Origin of the sequence: Specibacter sp. NPDC078692, from assembly GCF_040686835.1 — a bacterium.
Classification (GTDB): domain Bacteria; phylum Actinomycetota; class Actinomycetes; order Actinomycetales; family Micrococcaceae; genus Specibacter.
On sequence record NZ_JBFBLV010000019.1, the window covers coordinates 56,812 to 75,255 of the forward strand.

The 18,444-nt window shown below is 57.0% G+C and carries 20 protein-coding genes; 14 read left to right on the forward strand and 6 right to left on the reverse strand.

What is annotated here, in order from left to right; translation table 11 throughout:
• The first annotated feature begins 66 nt into the window (after window positions 1–66).
• The 3 genes from AB0O97_RS13560 to AB0O97_RS13570 are packed head-to-tail and all read left to right on the forward strand — an operon-like array spanning window position 67 to window position 3,741.
• Window positions 67–672 (forward strand): 2Fe-2S iron-sulfur cluster-binding protein, encoded by a 606-nt coding sequence (locus AB0O97_RS13560; RefSeq protein ID WP_363883347.1) that lies wholly within the window; start codon window positions 67–69, stop codon window positions 670–672.
• Window positions 669–1,664, forward strand: coding sequence for a xanthine dehydrogenase family protein subunit M (locus AB0O97_RS13565; protein WP_363883349.1), 996 nt, complete (start codon window positions 669–671; stop codon window positions 1,662–1,664). The genes AB0O97_RS13560 and AB0O97_RS13565 overlap by 4 nt, the downstream gene beginning before the upstream one ends.
• On the forward strand, window positions 1,657–3,741 hold the full coding sequence (locus AB0O97_RS13570; protein ID WP_363883351.1) for a xanthine dehydrogenase family protein molybdopterin-binding subunit: 2,085 nt from the start codon (window positions 1,657–1,659) through the stop codon (window positions 3,739–3,741). The genes AB0O97_RS13565 and AB0O97_RS13570 overlap by 8 nt, the downstream gene beginning before the upstream one ends.
• Before the next feature lie 94 nt (window positions 3,742–3,835).
• Here AB0O97_RS13570 and AB0O97_RS13575 read toward each other — a convergent pair whose 3' ends face one another.
• The 4 genes from AB0O97_RS13575 to AB0O97_RS13590 form a co-directional block, all read right to left on the reverse strand.
• The gene (locus tag AB0O97_RS13575) at window positions 3,836–4,243 is read right to left on the reverse strand and encodes a low affinity iron permease family protein (RefSeq protein WP_363883353.1); all 408 of its coding nucleotides are present in this window, start codon (window positions 4,241–4,243) and stop codon (window positions 3,836–3,838) included.
• A gap of 569 nt (window positions 4,244–4,812) precedes the next feature.
• Window positions 4,813–5,040, reverse strand: coding sequence for a hypothetical protein (locus tag AB0O97_RS13580; protein WP_363883355.1), 228 nt, complete (start codon window positions 5,038–5,040; stop codon window positions 4,813–4,815).
• 66 nt (window positions 5,041–5,106) lie between these two features.
• A complete protein-coding gene (locus AB0O97_RS13585) occupies window positions 5,107–5,670 on the reverse strand; it encodes a DNA starvation/stationary phase protection protein (RefSeq protein WP_363883357.1) in 564 nt (187 codons plus the stop codon).
• Window positions 5,671–5,876: 206 nt separating this feature from the next.
• Window positions 5,877–6,980, reverse strand: coding sequence for an FUSC family protein (locus AB0O97_RS13590; protein ID WP_363883359.1), 1,104 nt, complete (start codon window positions 6,978–6,980; stop codon window positions 5,877–5,879).
• Between the two features lie 345 nt (window positions 6,981–7,325).
• Between AB0O97_RS13590 and AB0O97_RS13595 the strand changes: the two genes are divergently transcribed.
• The 6 genes from AB0O97_RS13595 to AB0O97_RS13620 all read left to right on the forward strand — a co-directional run bounded on the left by AB0O97_RS13595 (window position 7,326) and on the right by AB0O97_RS13620 (window position 11,315).
• Window positions 7,326–7,595: a GlsB/YeaQ/YmgE family stress response membrane protein gene (locus AB0O97_RS13595; protein ID WP_218712523.1), complete on the forward strand. Its 270-nt coding sequence runs from the start codon at window positions 7,326–7,328 to the stop codon at window positions 7,593–7,595.
• 206 nt (window positions 7,596–7,801) lie between these two features.
• On the forward strand, window positions 7,802–8,203 hold the full coding sequence (locus AB0O97_RS13600) for a hypothetical protein (RefSeq protein WP_363883361.1): 402 nt from the start codon (window positions 7,802–7,804) through the stop codon (window positions 8,201–8,203).
• A 92-nt stretch (window positions 8,204–8,295) separates the two neighbouring features.
• Window positions 8,296–9,195 carry a glucose 1-dehydrogenase gene (locus tag AB0O97_RS13605; RefSeq protein ID WP_363883362.1) on the forward strand — a complete coding sequence of 300 codons (900 nt, stop codon included), beginning with the start codon at window positions 8,296–8,298 and terminating at the stop codon, window positions 9,193–9,195.
• A gap of 200 nt (window positions 9,196–9,395) precedes the next feature.
• Entirely contained in the window at window positions 9,396–9,974 is a 579-nt protein-coding gene (locus AB0O97_RS13610; protein WP_363883364.1) for a CinA family protein, read from the forward strand.
• On the forward strand, window positions 9,971–11,035 hold the full coding sequence (locus AB0O97_RS13615) for an iron-containing redox enzyme family protein (protein ID WP_363883365.1): 1,065 nt from the start codon (window positions 9,971–9,973) through the stop codon (window positions 11,033–11,035). The genes AB0O97_RS13610 and AB0O97_RS13615 overlap by 4 nt, the downstream gene beginning before the upstream one ends.
• Before the next feature lies 1 nt (window position 11,036).
• A complete protein-coding gene (locus tag AB0O97_RS13620) occupies window positions 11,037–11,315 on the forward strand; it encodes a CDGSH iron-sulfur domain-containing protein (RefSeq protein ID WP_363883380.1) in 279 nt (92 codons plus the stop codon).
• 45 nt (window positions 11,316–11,360) lie between these two features.
• Here the strand turns inward: AB0O97_RS13620 and AB0O97_RS13625 are convergent, their stop codons facing one another.
• Window positions 11,361–11,951, reverse strand: coding sequence for a DUF6328 family protein (locus tag AB0O97_RS13625; protein WP_363883367.1), 591 nt, complete (start codon window positions 11,949–11,951; stop codon window positions 11,361–11,363).
• Window positions 11,952–12,069: 118 nt separating this feature from the next.
• On the opposite strand from AB0O97_RS13625, the gene AB0O97_RS13630 reads away from it, so the two are divergent.
• From AB0O97_RS13630 to AB0O97_RS13645, 4 genes are all read left to right on the forward strand, one after another.
• Entirely contained in the window at window positions 12,070–12,744 is a 675-nt protein-coding gene (locus AB0O97_RS13630; RefSeq protein WP_363883369.1) for a DUF6766 family protein, read from the forward strand.
• A 414-nt stretch (window positions 12,745–13,158) separates the two neighbouring features.
• A complete protein-coding gene (locus AB0O97_RS13635) occupies window positions 13,159–14,331 on the forward strand; it encodes an alcohol dehydrogenase catalytic domain-containing protein (RefSeq protein WP_363883371.1) in 1,173 nt (390 codons plus the stop codon).
• Between the two features lie 1,342 nt (window positions 14,332–15,673).
• Window positions 15,674–16,192, forward strand: coding sequence for a hypothetical protein (locus tag AB0O97_RS13640; RefSeq protein WP_363883373.1), 519 nt, complete (start codon window positions 15,674–15,676; stop codon window positions 16,190–16,192).
• A gap of 77 nt (window positions 16,193–16,269) precedes the next feature.
• Complete coding sequence (locus tag AB0O97_RS13645; RefSeq protein WP_363883374.1) at window positions 16,270–16,710, forward strand: hypothetical protein; 441 nt, start codon at window positions 16,270–16,272, stop codon at window positions 16,708–16,710.
• Window positions 16,711–16,939: 229 nt separating this feature from the next.
• Here AB0O97_RS13645 and AB0O97_RS13650 read toward each other — a convergent pair whose 3' ends face one another.
• Window positions 16,940–17,257 (reverse strand): transposase, encoded by a 318-nt coding sequence (locus tag AB0O97_RS13650; protein ID WP_363883376.1) that lies wholly within the window; start codon window positions 17,255–17,257, stop codon window positions 16,940–16,942.
• 156 nt (window positions 17,258–17,413) lie between these two features.
• On the opposite strand from AB0O97_RS13650, the gene AB0O97_RS13655 reads away from it, so the two are divergent.
• Entirely contained in the window at window positions 17,414–18,025 is a 612-nt protein-coding gene (locus tag AB0O97_RS13655) for a hypothetical protein (RefSeq protein WP_363883378.1), read from the forward strand.
• Window positions 18,026–18,444: the final 419 nt, after the last annotated feature.

Consider the following 18,444-nt stretch of genomic DNA (forward strand, 5'->3'; position numbering starts at 1 on the left):
ACACACTAAGCGTTTGGCACTGACCCGAATTCAGGCCCGCCCGTACCAACCGGAGGTGCTGCATCCATGGAAGTAGAGATCGCATTGCTGGTCGACGGAGTGCAGCGGTCATTGACCGTTGACACCCGCACCACGCTCTTGGACGCGCTGCGGAACCGACTGGAGGTAACCGCACCCAAGAAGGGTTGCGATCACGGCCAATGCGGTGCCTGCACCGTACTGCTGGAGGGTCGGCGGGTGAACTCCTGCCTAGTGCTCGCCGTCACGCAGGAAGGTGCTGAGGTGACCACGGCCCAAGGACTGGGCGGCGGACAGGAACTGCACCCCATGCAGGAAGCCTTCCTGGAGAAAGACGGTCTCCAGTGCGGGTATTGCACTCCCGGTCAAGTATGTTCGGCGGTGGGCATGCTGCAGGAAGCCGCCGCGGGACAGCCCAGCCTCGTCACGGCCATCGGCAGTGGCACAGGCACAGCTGCGATGGAATTGACCGATGAAGAGATCCGTGAACGTATGAGCGGAAATCTCTGCCGCTGCGGCGCCTACGTCAACATCGTTGCGGCGATCCGAGAGGCCATAAACCATGATGCCTCCACCGGAAATGAAGTGATACGGGAAGTAGCAGAAACAGTTGCCGCGCCAGGTCCCGACGGTTCGGCAGGAGCCACCTCATGATCCCCTTTGACTATGAGCGTGCCATGGGCGCCGCCAGCGCCGTCGCCATGGTAACCGGCCATTCCGGAGCCGCGTTTCTTGCCGGCGGCACCAACCTCGTTGACCACATGAAGCTCGGGATCGCCACCCCGGATTTGCTGGTCGACATCAGTAAACTCCCTCTCGATACGATTGAAGAATTGCCGGACGGGCGTATTCGGATCGGGGCAACTGTGCGCAACAGCGATCTCGCAGCACATCCGCTGATCCGGCAACGCTATCCCGTGCTTTCCCAAGCGCTGTTAGCTGGCGCCTCCGGACAGCTCCGCAACATGGCCACCACGGGCGGAAACCTGCTCCAGCGCACTCGGTGTGTTTACTTTCAAGATGTAAGCACCCCCTGCAACAAGCGTGAACCCGGCACCGGCTGTTCAGCCCTTGGCGGCTATACCCGCAACCATGCCATCCTTGGCGCTTCAGACAGCTGCGTGGCGGTTCACCCATCCGACATGGCCGTCGCCATGGCGGCTTTGGACGCCAAAGTCGTAGTCCTAGGAGCCCACGGGAAGCGCTCACTTCCGCTCACGTCGTTGTTCCGCCACCCGGGGAATGAGCCGAACCGCGACACCACCTTGGAACACGGCGAGCTCATCATCGCCGTGGACCTGCCAGCGGGCACTTCCAGCCTGTCGGCTTATCGCAAGGTGCGGGACCGCGCGTCGTACGCGTTTGCGCTAGTGTCAGTGGCCGCCGTGGTGGACATTGACGACAGCGGGACCTTCCGTGAGGTGCGCATCGCACTAGGCGGCGTGGCCCACCATCCTTGGCGGGCAGAACGTGCCGAGGAAGTCCTGCGTGGCGCGGAAGCAACTGAGGAGAATTTCCGCCGGGCCGCTGATGCTGAACTTGTATTCGCCTCGCCACTGCCGGACAACGCTTTCAAAATACCCATGGTCCGCAACACCATGATTGCGGTGCTTCGACAGCTCGCCGGAGGGCAGAACAATGGTTGAACTGCTCAAATCGACGGCTATCGGCTCCAGTCTCCGGCGTCTGGACGGCATGGCAAAAGTGCGGGGCACCGCACGCTACGCCTTCGATCAGCAGGTGGAAAATCCCACCTACCTGTATCCTGTCCAGTCCACCATCGCGTTGGGGCAGATTAGCAAGATGAACACAGGTAGAGCCGAGGGGGTGACCGGCGTGATTGCCGTGCTCAGCCACCTCAACGCCCCAAAACTGGCGCAAACAGACGATGCAGAGCTTGCTGTTCTACAAGGACCCCACATCGGATTTCGCGGCCAATTCATTGCAGCAGTCATAGCTGAAACACCTGAGATTGCACGTCATGCAGCCAGTCTGGTGTCCGTGGAATACCAGAGCGCCCAACACGATGCAGCCTTTAGTGCGGAGCACCCCGGGCTATTTGCGCCCGAACAGGTCAATGGAGACTTTGACACTGACACCAGTGAGGGAGATGTTGAGGCCGCACTGGCGGCATCCGCCGTCATGATTGACCAGATTTACACCACCCCGGCCGAGCACAACAATCCCATGGAACCCCATGCCACCGTGGCGCAGTGGCACAATGGCGAGCTGACGCTCTACGACTCCACCCAAGGCGTGCACCCTGTCAGGCAGAGCATCGCACCAATGTTCGGGCTACCTCCCGAGGCAGTACGGGTGATTGCTCCTCATGTAGGTGGCGGCTTCGGGTCCAAGGGTTTGCCGCACGCCCACGTGGTGCTCACTGCCTTGGCAGCGCAATGCAGTGGCGGGCGGCCGGTGAAATTCGCACTAACGCGACAGCAAATGTTCTCTCTGGCTGGTTACCGCACACCCACCCTCCAGCATGTCCGCTTGGGTGCGGACAAGGACGGCCGGCTTGGGGCCATTTCGCAGGATGCGGTGAGTCAGACCTCCAAAATCAAAGAATTCGCCGAGCAAACGGCTGTCCCTGCCCGGATGATGTACTCCTCGCCAAACCGGCGGACTACGCACCGCCTAGTGCCCCTGGATGTCGCGGTTCCATCGTGGATGCGCGGACCCGGGGAATGCCCGGGCATGTTCGGCCCGGAAGTTGCCATGGATGAGTTGGCCGAGGCATGCGGGCTGGACCCCATTGAGCTGCGGGTCCGGAACGAACCCGACCGTGATCCGGATTCCGGGAAACCATTTTCCAGCCGCCACTTGTTGGAATGCTTCAGGATAGGTGCCGAACGTTTCGGCTGGGGCCGGCGTTCCTCTCAGCCGCGGACCCGGCTCGAAGATGGCTGGTGGGTGGGCTTGGGCGTTGCCAGCGCCACTTATCCCTTCATGCGAAACCCGGGCAATGCCGCACGGATATCCTTCCAAGAAGATGGATCCTACACGGTGCAAATCGGCGCCGCTGATCTGGGTACCGGCGCCTGGACTGTCCTGACCCAGATCGCCGCTGATGCCCTGCATGTTCCACCGGATCAGGTGCACCTGGAAATAGGTGATTCCTCCCTGCCCGTGGCGACGGTGGCCGGTGGTTCCTCCGGCACGGCCAGCTGGGGTGGCACCATTATCGCAGCAGCCCTGGCCTTCCGCCGAGAGCACGGGGGCAATCCTGCACCCGGTGCGCAGACCCAGGCAGAGCCACCCGAAGACCCCGATGCCGAGCGCTATGCGATGCACTCCTTCGGCGCCCAGTTCGCTGAAACCCGCGTGCATTCCGACACCGGAGAGGTCCGGGTTTCCCGCATGCTCGGGGTTTTCTCTGCCGGCCGGATCATCAATCCCCGCACGGCACGCTCACAATTCATCGGCGGAATGACCATGGGCATCGGCATGGCACTACATGAAGAAGGCGTCATGGATCCCCGGTTTGGCATGATCGTCAACCACGACCTCGCCGACTATCACATTCCCACCAACGCTGACATTACCGACGTCGATGCAATCTGGCTGGAGGAAACCGACCACCGTGCTGGTCCACTCGGGGCTAGAGGAATTGGTGAGATTGGCATCGTGGGAGCGGCGGCCGCGATCGCCAATGCCACCTACAACGCCACCGGACTCCGGGTACGGACATTGCCGCTCACCCCGGACAAGTTCCTTTCCTGACCGGCGTGAGCGGCACTAGGATGATATTTCGTGTGCCGGTCAGTTCACGCTGGTTCGAAGGTTCCTGGCCATGCTTCGCTGGCCAAGTCTCTCCTCATCGAGGCGGGGTCTTCTGGCCTATAGCTCCTGAATTCTCTTCACCATCATCTTTCAGTCGCTGGCGTTGGCTTTCAAGCTCCTTCTCCCCCTCATGTTCGGCATCGTAGAGTTTGGCGTTACTGATCTTCAACTCCAGCATGATGGCATCAAGTTTGACGTGCAGCGCTTCGCTGTCACGGTTTTGGGTGTTCTGGATAATGAACACCATCAAAAAAGTGATGATCGTGGTACTGGTGTTGATAATGAGTTGCCATGTATCGGAGAAGCCAAGTAGTGGTCCGGAAAGCGCCCATAAAATCAGGACAGCTACCGCCGTCGCGAAGATCCATGGACGGCCGAGAACGGTGGCTACCTTGGTAGTGAACTGGGTAAAAATGCCTGGATCGTGATCTTGTTTCTTCACAGTTTCCCCTAACGAGAGCTACTAGAAAGTTTCTAGAAACCTCTGAACTAACCATGTGGACTACACGTCGGCGAGGCCACCATCTCTGTCTGGGCAGTTGACCGCCGCAAACAAGCAAATTCTTAGACGTTCATACGCAAGATTTAGGTGATTAGAATACCGCGCCGGGAACCTTCGATGTCATCCCCTGTGCGCTGAAGTGCCCGGATACTTTCACTGGGCGCTTGCTCGTCACGTTCGGGCAGCACCCGCCGGCGGCTCACTGAGTGACCTAGACGGTTGTCCATTGGGCCGCGGCAATAATTCAAATAGGCGCTGCCGAAATGGGTTCATCTACCAGGCCAAGGAATAGAGAAGGCACCGTGTATGAGCACCGGAGCCAAGGCAACCGTTGGCGCTGTGCAAGTGGGCCCCTGACTGGCACGCAGGGCTCCCCTCCCCCGTAGCACTTACGCCGCGCGCATGTGCCCAGACCTGAAAGCAGGGCGGGGCACATGAGGGTTCGGTTATACCGACGGTTTAGGAGCATTAGAAATCAGAGAACGATGCCCGCCGACAAAGTAGCTGGTTTACTCTGACGATGTGGCCGGTCCTTGGGGAGTGGCTCCTCCCTCGTCGGCCCAGTCCTGGCCAGGTCCGTCATTGAGCGCAGGATCAGATTCCACGTCTTGTGAAACCGTGGTGGGCACCGTTTGCGGCCCCTCATTTCCAAGTCCAGAGGCATCGATTCTGTCTCTGATGGACTTTTCGGCAGCGTCGCGGCTCTCGGGTTGGTCGAAATGCTCCGTGGTTGACATGTTGATGCTCCTGATCTTGATCTCGTACTTACTCTTGTCCTACTGCTGGTTCGCTGCGTTCTACTTCTAATTCTTGGACTTTGCCGCAGCGGAGGTTTTCGTATGCGTGTCAGCGTCGCTCAGTGTCCCTCCAGAGTTTTCCAGATGGGCGCGCATGAACCACTGGAATAGCTCTAGTTTCGCCGTCTGCCCAATGAGCATGTCCTCGGTGATGGGGTCAAGTTTTCCTGTGAGTGCGATGGCATCGCGGTGGCTGGAGACCACGCCGTCGTAGACAAGATCCAGAGCGGCCAAGTGCTCCATCGTGGAGGCGCGTCCCAACCCGTAGTCGTCCCAGTCGCGGTCCTTGACCAGCGCACCGGGCAGTCCATTGGGCGAGACACCGAGCGTCGCGATACGCTCTGCTGTTTCGTCAATCATCGCCCGGACCAGTTCGATCTGGGGGTCAAGCATGGTGTGGACACCTATAAAATCACGCCCCACCACATTCCAGTGTGCGTGTTTCAATGTCAGTTGGAGGTCATTCAAGGCGTGAAGCCTGCCTTGCAGGGTGGCTGCCACCTGATGTCCGTCCTTCAAGGACAGGCCGGGGACAGTAAATTTCGCCGTGGAAGTTTTCTTGGAAACCATGGGAACTCCTCTCGAAGCGGCCGATCTGCAGCGGCCGGTGTATTTCCCACGGTAATGATTCGATCACAGGAACGCCAGCCCCACTGTTTCTGCCCCACCCCAAATGTCGGGCTGTAGACGGCTAGGCCACGCATCCTTAGGCGTTTTCGGTGCGGTCATTCTGCCAGAATTCAATGGCCCGGCTATATCTGGAACAGTCAGCCAGCTCAGGGGCCGCCGCCATCGGAACGCAGATGGCGGGTAAGTGCAGTGAGGATCCGCTGCACATCCAAGGCAGCGGCGGCTCCCGGTGCTAAAGAGTCAACGCCGGCGCCTTGAGGTCCTGCTGCATGGCTGGCTGCGACGGCCTCGGTCAAGGCGCTGAGGCCTGTGGACACACGGTCAATAGACTCCTGATGGTCATCGCCGTCCTCCCACGACTGCAGCAATCCGGCTGTTGCCGACAAGCACCGCCCTAGCGGTTCACGCAGCATCACTTCCAGCCGGAACTCGTTAGGCCCTTCCCAGATCGCTCCGGCCAAGACTTCAGAAAGATCCCGAACGTGGAAGGTGATGTCCTCCAAAACAGCTAAGTCACCATAGCTGTCTGCAACCACGCCGTGGCGTGAACGGCGGAAGGCACGCGGGTTAGCCCGTTGGCTTTCCGCAGCGTTGTGCACGACATCCCTCACCTCAACAATGGCATCATCAAGCGCATGCCGCCGGGCCGCCCATTCTTCATGCTGTGGCGGCCACTGCTCACCCAAGGCGGCCGCCGCATCCTCTAGCTGGCTGATGAGTGTCAGCCGCGCCCTCGATATCTGCGCCCGGGCTGCATCGAGTGCCAGAGGCGGAAATATGCCCACATTGATCACGAGACCCACCACAACGCCAAATCCCATCTGAACGGCATATCCAATCGAAAATGCGTCGGCGTCCTGGCCCCCAATGATCAACACCAAAAGGACCGCTACGGGGACGTACTCCCGGCCAGCTCCGAGTCGAGGGATCCCCGCCAGTAAAACCCCCAAGCCAACTGCCGCAGAGATGGAGACCACGTTCGGATTTCCCAACAGAAGCACCCCGGCAGCCAAAACAATACCCAAAAGCAAACCAGCCAGAGACTGGACCGCCGTGCGCACCGATCCTATGAACGTTGGATACATGCTCACCAAGACCCCCAAAGGCGCGTAATAGGGGTAATCATCAACCACTCCAGGGAGGTGGGGTGCCAAAGACCAAGCAACACCCACCGCCAACGCAGTCTTGGCGGCGAGCAACACTCGTTGGCCCGTCACCGTGGACTTCATCCATGCACCCAACATTGCCATGACACTCCCTCGCATTGGCTCTTATCGTGCACCCTTTCGTGCTGAGCTCAAGAATGTCAGCGAACCCGCCCTCATTCTGGAGATCTCTGGGATCGAACCCACCAGCCGGTCAAAAAGACGGCAAGCACCGCAGCCTGAGAGTGGAATGCCTGTGGGCCCAGACTTGTGTTTGAGAAGGACATTACGCCTTCTCGCCGCAATAAATGAAACATCTAGTGGAGATTTTTGCCCCTGTTGTGGTTAGGCTGTCATTGTCGGCCGTTGCATATGATGGCGGGGCCTTCTGGAAACTAGCTTCCGGATTTTTACCGTATAAAGTTAGCCATTCTTTTCTAAGGAGGAGTCATGGGTTTCATCGGATGGATCGTATTGGGCCTTATCGTGGGGGTCATCGTCAAGGCAGTCATGCCTGGCCGAGTCGGGGGTGGCTGGATCACCAGTCTGGTCTTGGGCGTTGTCGGCGCCGTGGTCGGTGGTTGGATCGGCGACTTGTTGTTCGGAGACGGGAAAATGGAATTTTGGAATCTCGGTTCCTGGATTCTCGCAATCGTTGGTGGCTTGGTAGTGGCCGGAATCTACGGCGCCATTACCGGCCGGAATAAAACTGCAGCCTAGGAGTTGCCCCGGTCGCGGTGCTGACCGCTCAACCGCAACCAGCACCGCGACAGCTTTCCCCTTTCCTCCATCTGCTTCCCGGTGTTTCGCTATTCCAAAGCGAACGGTCCAGCGAAACCCCGTGCGCACAAACGCAGAGCTGCCAAGAGGGCCGGAAGCATAAACACCTGAAATGACCGAGGTTCTCCACACAGAAGGATAACGTCATGAAATCGAAGCTAACATTTCTCGCCGGACTGACTGCCGGATACGTACTGGGCACCCGTGCAGGTCGGGCCAGTTACGAAAAAATCAAGGCCTCCGCGAAGAAATTATGGAACAGAGACGCCGTCCAGGCGACAGTCTCCAACGTCCAAGAATCCGTTAAGGATCAAGCGGGCCATGCGGTGCACAAACTGATAGACCAAGTCTTACCAGCCCACAAGCGAGAATCGACCAGTGCTACCAACCCGCTGGACTCAGTCTCCGATGCCACTGCCGCCACACCTCTGGATATCGCCTCTGAGGTATCGGATGAGTTTCCGGACGCAGCGCTCAACGGTGGCGAGGGCCAGAACTGGACTCGCCGGGGCAAGCCCGGACCTGCACATCCAAAGACTGGAATCTGAACGGCAGTCACCACCGGCATGAGCCAACTGCCATGATGTCTAATCTGGACCACTAGTTCTAGTGTTTGCAAGTTCATTGAAAGGAATTACTGATGACGAACAAAGACCAGTACACATTTCAAAACCCTGTCACCCGCTACCCCAGCATCAGCCCGCCCATCCAAGATCAGTCCGAGCCAGGATTGGACCGTGATTTGACGCCGCACACGGACCGCGGCGAGAAGTCCTACCGAGGCACTGGCCGGCTCGCAGGCCGCAAAGCCTTAATTACCGGGGCAGATTCCGGCATTGGTGCCGCTGTGGCCATTGCCTTCGCCCGTGAGGGGGCGGACGTGGCGCTGTCCTACCTCCCCGTTGAAGAGCCTGACGCGCAAAAGGTTGCAGCAATCATCCGTGAATGCGGGCAAAACGCCGTGGCCTTGCCCGGGGACATCTCAGAAGCTTCCACCGCACGGGAATTGGTGGCTAACGCCGTCGAACAGCTTGGCGGTCTGGACATCGTCGTCAACAACGCCGGACGGCAAATTGCTGTGGAGAAACTAGAAGATCTCAGCGATGAGCAGTTCGAAGAAACGTTTAAGACAAATATCTTCGCCATGTTCTGGATTACCAAGGCAGCCTTACCACATTTGGCACCGGGGTCAACCATCATCAATACCACCTCGATTCAGGCTTACAACCCCTCGCCTACGCTGATCGACTACGCCTCCACCAAGGCAGCAATCAATAACTTCTCCAAGGGCCTCGCCCAGCAATTGGCTCCACGCGGCATTCGCGTCAACGCCGTGGCGCCAGGGCCAATTTGGACTCCGCTTCAAGTCAGCGACGGCCAGCCCAAAGAAGCGCTGCCCAAGTTCGGTAAGGACACCCCTCTCGGCAGGGCGGGCCAACCGACGGAACTCGCACCGGCGTTTGTTTTTCTCGCCTCACCTGAATCCAGCTACGTGTCCGGGGAAACACTGAACGTCAATGGCGGAACCCCCTCCCCCTAACTTGTGCACCGCCCAAAAATGACTTCAACCCGCGAGCTGCCCCTCTCACGCCAGCTCCGCTGATGAAGGTATGACATGGGCACCTGGCACCAGAGAGACCTAGAAAAGAAGGAAACTGTGAGTTTTGTACCAGCTATCAGATGCCTTCTGGGTGGGGATCCTCGAACCCTGAAACAGAGCATGCCGCGCAGGAGAACATCATGAAGGCCCCTCGTCCGGACCGCTTGCTAAGAAAATCAGTGGAGATCTCTGCACGAATTTCACGCATCATGCGCGGGGCACACCACAAGGTGGCCGCTGCGGAATCCCTGACCAGCGGGAGTATTTCATGCCATCTGGGTGCGGCTGAAAGCTCCTCCGAATGGTTTCTCGGCTCCGTAATTGCCTACGACAGTGAAGTGAAATTCTCCGTTTTGGGAGTCGAACGCGGTGACGTCATTACGGCCGGCTGTGCCCGGCAGATGGCCGATGGGACTGCGGAAATGATGCACGCAGACTTCGCTGTAGCTGTGACCGGTGCGGGTGGACCGGAGCCTGAAGAAGGCCAACCCGCGGGGACTGTCTTTATTGCTGTTCACACACCAACTGGGACCTCCGTAGCCAAACACCGCTTTCTAGGAAACCCGTCCGATGTTGTGCAGGAGACCACATTACGTGCGCTACAGATGCTCGAGGCAGCAACAATCAACTTAGCCCGTGTCCCGGATGCTGCATCCGGCAGCGATGCCGTGTCAACCACGCGTCCGGGGAACGATCCACACTCAGGAGAACCCCAATGAAATTTCCAACAGCCCGCGGCCCCGCCAGCCGATCGTTAGTGAACCTGTTGCGGGGCTCAGCAGAGAATCAAGCAGAGGATTTCAGCCCGTTCCTAGACAGCGTTACCAGCGGTATAGCGCAGACGCAGAGCACGCTGGCCGACGAGGACCTACAACTGACTCTGTTTATCCTCTACGAGCTGCACTACAGCGGCTTGGCGCAAGCGGATGAACGATGGGAATGGAATCCCGGCCTGATCACGGCACGAGGGCAACTTGAGTCCGCCTTCGAACAGGAATTGCGCGCCGCCGTCGTGCTTCCAGAACTAAATGCTCGCACGAGTGATGCAGTGGCGGAGGCCCTGTTCGCCATTGCCGCTGTGGACACTGGGCCGTCCATGTCCCGTTATGTTGCCAAAGCGGCGACAGTGGAACAACTGCAGGAATTTCTGATCCATAAATCCATCTATCAACTCAAGGAAGCCGATCCGCACACGTGGGCCATTCCACGCCTGACTGGTCGGTCGAAGGCTGCCATGGTAGAGATTCAGGCAGATGAATATGGTGGCGGACGGCCGGAGCGGATGCATTCGGCCCTTTTTGCCCGCACCATGCGAGGGTTAGGACTTGACGAAGACTACGGCGGCTATGTAGACGCAGTGCCCGCGCTGACCCTGGCTGGAACCAACATGATGTCCATGTTTGGACTGAACAGGCGCCTCAGGGGCGCTATCGTGGGCCACCTCGCCGCCTACGAAATGACGTCGTCCCAGCCTAACCGGCTCTACGGTAATGGATTCCGTCGGCATGGTTTCAAGGAGGACGTTACAGGCTACTTTGACGAACATGTAGAGGCCGATGCAGTGCATGAGCAGATCGCCGGCCGGGACTTAGCCGGCGGGCTCTTTGAGGCCGAGCCGGCCCTCCTAGAAGACATCTACTTCGGCGCGGCTGCGGCACTCGCCCTCGACGCGATGTCCACCCAGAGAACAATGGACGCATGGGAATCCGGGACGACTTCACTTCTGGCACCCCTGTCAACCGCTCCGCTGCACACAGTGAAAGCCCCCGCCCATGACTGAGATGCCTACAGCAAGCAAAGAAGAGCCCAAAGTCCCCGGGAGCACAGACCAAGGTCATGTGCATGTGAGGGATACATCCGTCCCGGAAATAGTGGCTTGCCCAGATGGGCCGCTGTTGGTGCGCGGCGATTTTGAGATCGTGTCAACCACGGGAGAGGCCCTGCCTCGACGCAGAAAAACTGTGGCTTTATGCCGCTGCGGAGCATCAGGGATCAAGCCGTATTGCGACGGCACGCACAAATTGATTGGGTTCCGCACCGGCCCTGAAACCGGACAGTAGGCAAAGCACATGCTTTCCACACATTGCTGGCGGCCGTTCGGGCTTTCAGTGCCGTGCACGGCTGCCTCTGATTCGACGGGGATAAATCAGCAACCCAAGCAGCAGTGCAAGGCCGAATGCCGCGGCGACCAAGGCCGCTGCCAGCCCGTCCAACACCAGATAGAAAATCAGGGCCGTTGTGCCCATCACCAACAGCCCAATCAGCCACAACACCACACTGACCACCCGGCGCCCCGAGGCCACCAACCGATCCTTAACCCGCAAGCCAAACAGCTCACGGTGCATGGCGACAGGAACCAACATCAGGCAGGTGGTTCCGGCTGCCAGAACCACCAAGCCCAAGTACAGCCCCACTGCGAATGCGTCCAATTCAGTGAACCTCTGCTGGAACGGCAACGTCAGCAGAAATCCCGCGATGATCTGAGTGCCGGTCTGCATGACACGCAGTTCCTGCAGCAAGTCGTCCCAGTTGCGGTCCCGCTTCTCATTGCGGGTTTCGTGACGCCCGGTGCCAGCATCCGCTATCCCATCATGTTCGGTGCCGTCCATCCCAGCAGTAGTCATTGCGGCCTCGATTCCGCCCACCACGGGGCCTGTCGCTTGAGGGTTGCCGATGCTCTTTATCGTAGGGTCCACAACAGCAACGGGGAAAGGAAGCAATCATGAGACGGCAATTTATCGCATATCTGCTCGTCATTGCCCTAGGCCTGATATTCATCCTAGTGGTCGGCTTTTCACAGAGTTAGGACATGCCATGAAAAAAACACTGCGCGAGAATGGCCTGGGATTATTCTTTGGCCTGATTTTTTTGATGGCTCTCCTCGGCCAAGCACTTACCGGCCATGCACTGTACAACGAAGAACAACTCACAGCCGGCTTTCCCACCGTCAGCTTAGGACAGTATGTAACGTCTTCCAGCTTCGGGGTAGATGTAGCCGAGAACTGGCAATCTGAGTATTTGCAGTTCCTGCTCTACATTGTGGCCACCGTCTGGCTAGTACAAAAAGGCTCTCCCGAATCCAAAGAACTGGACAAGATTGGGCCCGAGACCGACAAAGACCAACTCACGGGAGACTATGCAACCTCGCGCTCCCCCGCTTGGGCGAAATTGTCAGGCTGGCGCCAGCAGGTTTTCGCCAACTCCCTCGTACTCGTCATGGGTTCGATATTCTTTCTGTCCTGGTTTGCCCAATCTGTGGCCGGCGTCAGTGCCTATAACGAAAAACAAGTTCAAGATCTACAGGACACCCTGACATGGGGCCAATATGTTCTGTCTCCCGAGTTCTGGAATCGCACACTGCAGAACTGGCAATCAGAATTCCTCGCAGTTGGATCCATGGTGGTGCTCTCCATTTACCTGCGTCAACGCGGGTCCCCCGAATCCAAGCCCGTCGGAGCAGCCCACGAAGACACTGCTGCGACCGGATAACGGAGTCCCTAGCGATAGGGACCAGCCCAAAATGACGGATCAGGCTTCATGACAAAGCGAGAACTTCTAAAGCACCTCACACAGTTTCTACTGATTGCATCGATCCAAGTGCCTATGATGCCACCGTTCCCACAGCTACAGAGAACAGCCTGAACCGGCTCTGCAAGGAGAACTTGCGAGTCGGCGTGCCACAGAGAGAACCGTGAGGTGAACTTCCCGCCAACGAAGCTCCCAACGGAACATCGGTTGCATCTGCTTGCCGTGTGAGTCGGCGTCATCGCTCCCCTTTTTGATGCAATCGCGGACCTTTGAGTCTCGATTCTGCAGATTCAACCTGTAGGAAGGTGTTGCCACCTTCCGTGGTCAGTGTTTGACTGAGATGACGAGGAACCACCAGAAAACGGAGGGTATCGAATGAAGGCGCTGACGTGGCAAGGCAAGCGAAATATCGAATACATCGAGGTCCCTGATCCCCAGATTCAGGAGCCCTCCGACATCATTATCAAGGTAACCTCAACAGCCATCTGTGGATCAGATCTGCATCTTTATGAGTTGTTAGGCCCCTACATGCATGCCGGTGACATTGTCGGGCACGAGACGATGGGCGTTGTCCAGGAAGTTGGATCCGGGGTTCACCGCATCAAGGTCGGGGACCGCGTCGTCATCCCGTTCAACGTTTCTTGTGGCCATTGCTGGATGTGCGAACGCGGTCTGCAATCCCAATGTGAGACCACCCAAGTTCGCAGTCAGGGCAAGGGAGCAGCCTTCCTAGGCTACTCCGAGTTATATGGCAGTGTACCTGGCGGTCAGGCGGAATTCTTGCGTGTACCGCACGGTGATTACGGCGCGATGCTGGTAGGCAAGGAACTGCCAGACCACAGATACTTGTTTTTGTCCGACATCTTGCCGACTGCTTGGCAAGGCGTACATTATGCAAATGTGCCCGAAGGTGGAACGCTCGCCGTATTTGGGTTAGGACCAGTAGGACAACTCGCTGCCAGAATCGGGGTTCATCTGGGACACCGAGTGATCGCCATAGACCCAGTAGCTGAACGGCGGGACATGGCTGCCCATCACGGTGTGGAGGTCCTCGATTTCTCCAAAGACGTAGCGGCAGAACTGCAGGAGATGACCCAGCGCGGGCCGGATTCCATTCTTGATGCCGTCGGGATGGAGGCCCACGGGTCCGCTGGCGCGAAGGTGATGCAAACAGCAACAGGACTGATGCCCGATAAAGTCGCGCAAAAGGCCATGGAGACCATCTCGGTGGATCCAACCTCTGTTTTGCACACAGCAATTGCGGCGGTTCGTCGCGGGGGAACACTTTCCCTCAGCGGAGTCTATGCAGGCAAAGCCACGCCGATGCCATTGGTAGACATGTTTGACAAGCAGATCCAGCTGCGCGAGGGACAGTGCAATGTCAGAAGCTGGACTGAGACACTTTTGCCGTTTACTGAAGATACTGCTGACCCCTTGGGGTTGGATGACCTGGTCACCCATTCCGAGCCACTGTCCCGGGGCCCGGAGCTCTATGAAACTTTCCAGAAAAAGCAAGACGGTTGCATCAAGGTTGTCTTAAAGCCCTGATACGAGTTTACGTACTAGCGACCCGAGGAACAGATCCCGATCGATATGACTGCACTCCTAGACTTCTCCTTCGAATCCCAGATAATGCCGGCCAGTGACATCCGGCACTGACTGCCAGCACCGATGGTGGCGCCCAATAAACTCAAAAAAGCGAAACGGGACTTGCGGCCCTCACATGAGAACCACCAATGCTCGCTGGCTCAGGGCGCTGGGCCTAGGTAACCGGTGAGCCCGTGTAACCGGTGAGCCCGTTGATGCTCACAACGTTCTTTGAAGCAGAATTGAACGGAAGAGATGACTTCGCTCAGTGGGTTGTTGGCTGGTATGGGTAAACGAGTTCCTCGACGATCAGCAAGCGGTTCATTGACCCACATTGTGCATGCTCGTGGACCTTCGTCGGAGGACGGGGTAGTCACCATCTTGGCGCCCACGGAGCAGCTTTTAGCGCTTTTGTAGGGGCGAAGGGTTGTTCACGGTGATGTCACCAGCGCCAGTGTCTTGATCAACATCAGCGGCACGTGGTTCAGAGTTTGAATGGTTTGGTTGCGATCGCTGGCCCGCTACAGCGAAAGTTCCGCCCTCGCTGATGTGGAACTGACACGCACGAGTATTCCGTTGGACTACTCAAGGTATGCTCGTGTCTCCTCAGCTTGGGCTACTGCTTCATTGGATCCAGCAGACGCTTCGTGTTCCCTAACGCGGGACAGATCAAGAACCCCCACTCACCGTTTCGACTGGCTCGAAATGGACTTTGAGCACGAACACGCGGCGAGTGGTTCCGTGTTCATCGATGATTCAGCGGTAGTGGACTCGGTGTTTCCCTGTCCTATGGGCGCTATGAAATACACGCTCTACAGCGTCCTCGGACTTCAGGATTTTATCGGTAAGCGGCACGGACTGTGTTGGAACAATATCGCCTAGTTCATATCCAAGGAGCTCCTCCGTGCCTTAGGATCTCTGCCCTCTGCCAGTCTGACCTGGAGGAGAGAAGTCCCCGATATGAAAGTCGTCACCGCCAGACAGGAAGCCAGAGAAGGAACCATACTCTCCAGCTGTCTCAGAGAATCGAGTTGCGGTGTTTCTGTGCATGCCCATTCTGGTTCCTCTCCTACTGCCACGGCTCTGATACCCCGACTCACTAGTCGAACAGCGCGAGGGTTTTTGTTCCCGTTCCTCAACGTCCAGGACACCCGCTTATCAGTGTGGGGATCGCAAGCCAAGGAATCTGGCATTTTTTGGCCTTTCGGACTAAAGTTTCCTCCACAACGCCATAAAGGTGGTCTGGTCCCGTCTTCGTGTCTTAGTGTAAGTCTCTCTAGATTAGCTAAGGAGTTGGGTAAAAATGTCGCAAATACAGAACAACCTCAGCGCTTCAAGGTTTGAATTCTATGAAGCAGGGGCCTTGTCCATGACCCTGCGTTACTGCATGCACAACGGCCAAATTTGGCTACTAGATACCTGCATGTCATCCACGTATGACCAGGAAGCCCACCTCAACTATTTCTACTTGTGGGTCCTACAAGATATTCAGCGCCGTCGTATCGAGGTTTTGCCATTCTGTCCCAAAGCCCGCCAGTACATGCTGGCAAACCCGCACTTTCTAGACTTCATTCCTAACAACCCGCCGGGTCACTTCACCGAACTGAAGAGCACAGCCGGACTAAGGAAACCTGCAGCAAAAGCGCCAAGTACCAGCACAGACAATGCCTCCATTGTCCCGGCAGCGACTATCGCCAAGACCCCGCCAACCACCGCTGTGTATTCTCTACGTGCCCACTCCCTCAAGCGCAAAAAGAAACAAGAACTCCAAACCCTGAAAGAAGCACCAGCTACCCCAGCTCCCCTTGAGGCCGTGGTCTAACGCCAATTCTGCAAGACCCCGCTTTTCGTGAACAGCTTCACAAAAAAACACTCATCAGTTTCACTGAAGGGAAAGTCATGAATGAGGAGAAAACATTGGCAGCCGATACCAGCACTGAACCCGTCATAGCGCACCCGGAGAAGCCCGCTGCTGAAGAAATCAACTGCCCAGAGTGCCACAAATCTACCCACCTAGACATCGAATCCATTCAACGCCTCGAACCTCGCTTAGACGGATGGGTCATGATCGAGTACAGCTGCGGAAAATGCGAATCCTACTCAAGCCACGCCGTCTCAGTTCAAAGCGTTGCCAAATTCCTCAATACCGCCGATGCCCCTTTCGGGGTAGTGAAATTTGGCCGCCACTACATACACTGCGGTGAACCCATGGAACAAAAACACCTCAAACTCCACTCAGTCCACGCACCCGCATACGAGAAAGACCCAATCCTCGATGTAGTCGTACCCAGCGTAGTGCTCCACTGCCGCTGCGGCTTCCAAATAAGCATCCCCCACTAACCCAAGGCAATATTCAACCCCCGGAGAGGTAACCTCCACATAACTCGCGCCCATAATTCTCACATTCAGTCGACCCCCTTCATTCATGCGAAGCCAGCAAATGAAGCTAGCAAGTCCACGACTGGTGACGCGATACGAAGTGAGAGAGTGGGGGCTGGGAGTTTCAAAATTCTTAAGCCCTTCATCTAGGGCAAACATGCGGGCTCTCCGCTTTTCGTGGTGAATTCCCTTATTGCAATGGAAATGTCACCGCTGTTCGGGCGACGATCTTGAGCCTAATACGAGTCGTGTAGTCGGCACTATTGACGAATCCGCGGGCGGTCCTTTTGATGTGTTTGATGCTGGTGGGTTTGGCTTCTACTTTTCCTGTGGTGGATCCGGTGACGATCGGAGCTTCAATCTCCTTCCACCACCGGCAAATGGTCCGCCGCAGCCTGGTCGTTTCTGGCTCGTTGGGTTCCTTGACGAGACGTTCAAGGTCTTCCTTAGCTAGTTCGGCGTCTTCCAACCATCCGGTGCGCAGCGGGGTTCGCACTTGTTCTTTCACGTGCTAGGTCGACTTGAGTTTGCCGGTTGGATCATCAGTTGCGAAGACCTTCGCCAACCGCGCCTTGGCTTGTTCTGAAAATGAATTAGCTGCTCGCAGGAGCAGCAGCCGGTACGCCAGGTGCGGGTTCACATGCTGAGGCGTGATTCTGCACCCATGGCAACTGAGTGGCGTCCTGTTGCATCCTGGGCAGGTGTGGTTGTGACGTTCTTGGGTTTCGTCGGTGCGATTGCGGCATTGAAGGTTCAAAGGACTGCTTTCGATGTCACCGTGGAGCAGCACAACACCGCCAAGGACGCCAAAGCAAGAGCCAAAGCGCAGAAGGCCGCGCGTGAGGCCCAGACAATAAAGGAACAGGATGTCAGCGCCGTTAGTCTCGACGTTTTTGCGAGCTACCCCTCGGAAGATATGAATCCCACTCCCCTCCAATCGTTGGAATTTTCGATTGGATGCACCCTCAATATCCCTAAGGGTGAACGATACAAACATGTGAAGCTAACTCTCCCGGAAGTGCCGGAAGAGTACACCGTCATTGAGAACACAACAGCCAATCTCAGCGACTTCACGGTCGCGATAAGCGGTGTAGATGCCAAATGGCTCCTTCGTGGGGGAATTTGGCCTCACGGCCCCGAGTCACAGGCAAAAAACTGGTTGGCCAATCGGATCTTTGTCACGTTCACTGATTCATCCGGCATCAAGTGGAAGATCGATGGGCACGGAGTGTTCTCTGAGATTTCCGAGGACGTCGGAGCCAGTTCCCCAAACTAGCTTTCTGCGAGAGTTTGCGGGGTGTGACACTTCTAAGGAACTGGTCCACCCCACCGAGACCTGTGAGCTTCGGTGCTATGTGGCGTCTTTGTGATCGACGCATGCCATTAGTTGCTGATGGCAAGGACACTGGCGGCAGCTTCAATGACGTCTTCGGTGATCGTCTCAAATTGGTGAATTTTGAGGACGCGGTTGATCTGCTGGAAGAGTCCACAGGGACGAGAATAATCTTTTTTGGGTAGCCAAAACGACAAAGTGCGCTCAGCGCAGCTATCACCTCTTACAAAATGTGCTAGTCAGTTAGATGTGTGCTAAATCACCGTTTGAACCGTCCCGGAAATTATGCCGCCAGTTTTCTGGCAGCTTCATCGGGTAACGAGCCGCTTATTTCATCATAGTAGAGTTCTTCGAATTCCACT

What these genes read in the sequence shown, in the direction of transcription:
- AB0O97_RS13655 (WP_363883378.1), top strand. Translation starts at nt 17,414, where the DNA reads ATGGCAACTGAGTGGCGTCCTGTTGCATCCTGGGCAGGTGTGGTTGTG.
- AB0O97_RS13630 (WP_363883369.1), top strand. Translation starts at nt 12,070, where the DNA reads ATGAAAAAAACACTGCGCGAGAATGGCCTGGGATTATTCTTTGGCCTG.
- AB0O97_RS13635 (WP_363883371.1), top strand. Translation starts at nt 13,159, where the DNA reads ATGAAGGCGCTGACGTGGCAAGGCAAGCGAAATATCGAATACATCGAG.
- AB0O97_RS13590 (WP_363883359.1), bottom strand. Translation starts at nt 6,980, where the DNA reads ATGGCAATGTTGGGTGCATGGATGAAGTCCACGGTGACGGGCCAACGA.
- AB0O97_RS13600 (WP_363883361.1), top strand. Translation starts at nt 7,802, where the DNA reads ATGAAATCGAAGCTAACATTTCTCGCCGGACTGACTGCCGGATACGTA.
- AB0O97_RS13595 (WP_218712523.1), top strand. Translation starts at nt 7,326, where the DNA reads ATGGGTTTCATCGGATGGATCGTATTGGGCCTTATCGTGGGGGTCATC.
- AB0O97_RS13640 (WP_363883373.1), top strand. Translation starts at nt 15,674, where the DNA reads ATGTCGCAAATACAGAACAACCTCAGCGCTTCAAGGTTTGAATTCTAT.
- AB0O97_RS13580 (WP_363883355.1), bottom strand. Translation starts at nt 5,040, where the DNA reads ATGTCAACCACGGAGCATTTCGACCAACCCGAGAGCCGCGACGCTGCC.
- AB0O97_RS13620 (WP_363883380.1), top strand. Translation starts at nt 11,037, where the DNA reads ATGCCTACAGCAAGCAAAGAAGAGCCCAAAGTCCCCGGGAGCACAGAC.
- AB0O97_RS13605 (WP_363883362.1), top strand. Translation starts at nt 8,296, where the DNA reads ATGACGAACAAAGACCAGTACACATTTCAAAACCCTGTCACCCGCTAC.
- AB0O97_RS13610 (WP_363883364.1), top strand. Translation starts at nt 9,396, where the DNA reads ATGAAGGCCCCTCGTCCGGACCGCTTGCTAAGAAAATCAGTGGAGATC.
- AB0O97_RS13560 (WP_363883347.1), top strand. Translation starts at nt 67, where the DNA reads ATGGAAGTAGAGATCGCATTGCTGGTCGACGGAGTGCAGCGGTCATTG.
- AB0O97_RS13585 (WP_363883357.1), bottom strand. Translation starts at nt 5,670, where the DNA reads ATGGTTTCCAAGAAAACTTCCACGGCGAAATTTACTGTCCCCGGCCTG.
- AB0O97_RS13570 (WP_363883351.1), top strand. Translation starts at nt 1,657, where the DNA reads ATGGTTGAACTGCTCAAATCGACGGCTATCGGCTCCAGTCTCCGGCGT.
- AB0O97_RS13615 (WP_363883365.1), top strand. Translation starts at nt 9,971, where the DNA reads ATGAAATTTCCAACAGCCCGCGGCCCCGCCAGCCGATCGTTAGTGAAC.
- AB0O97_RS13645 (WP_363883374.1), top strand. Translation starts at nt 16,270, where the DNA reads ATGAATGAGGAGAAAACATTGGCAGCCGATACCAGCACTGAACCCGTC.
- AB0O97_RS13565 (WP_363883349.1), top strand. Translation starts at nt 669, where the DNA reads ATGATCCCCTTTGACTATGAGCGTGCCATGGGCGCCGCCAGCGCCGTC.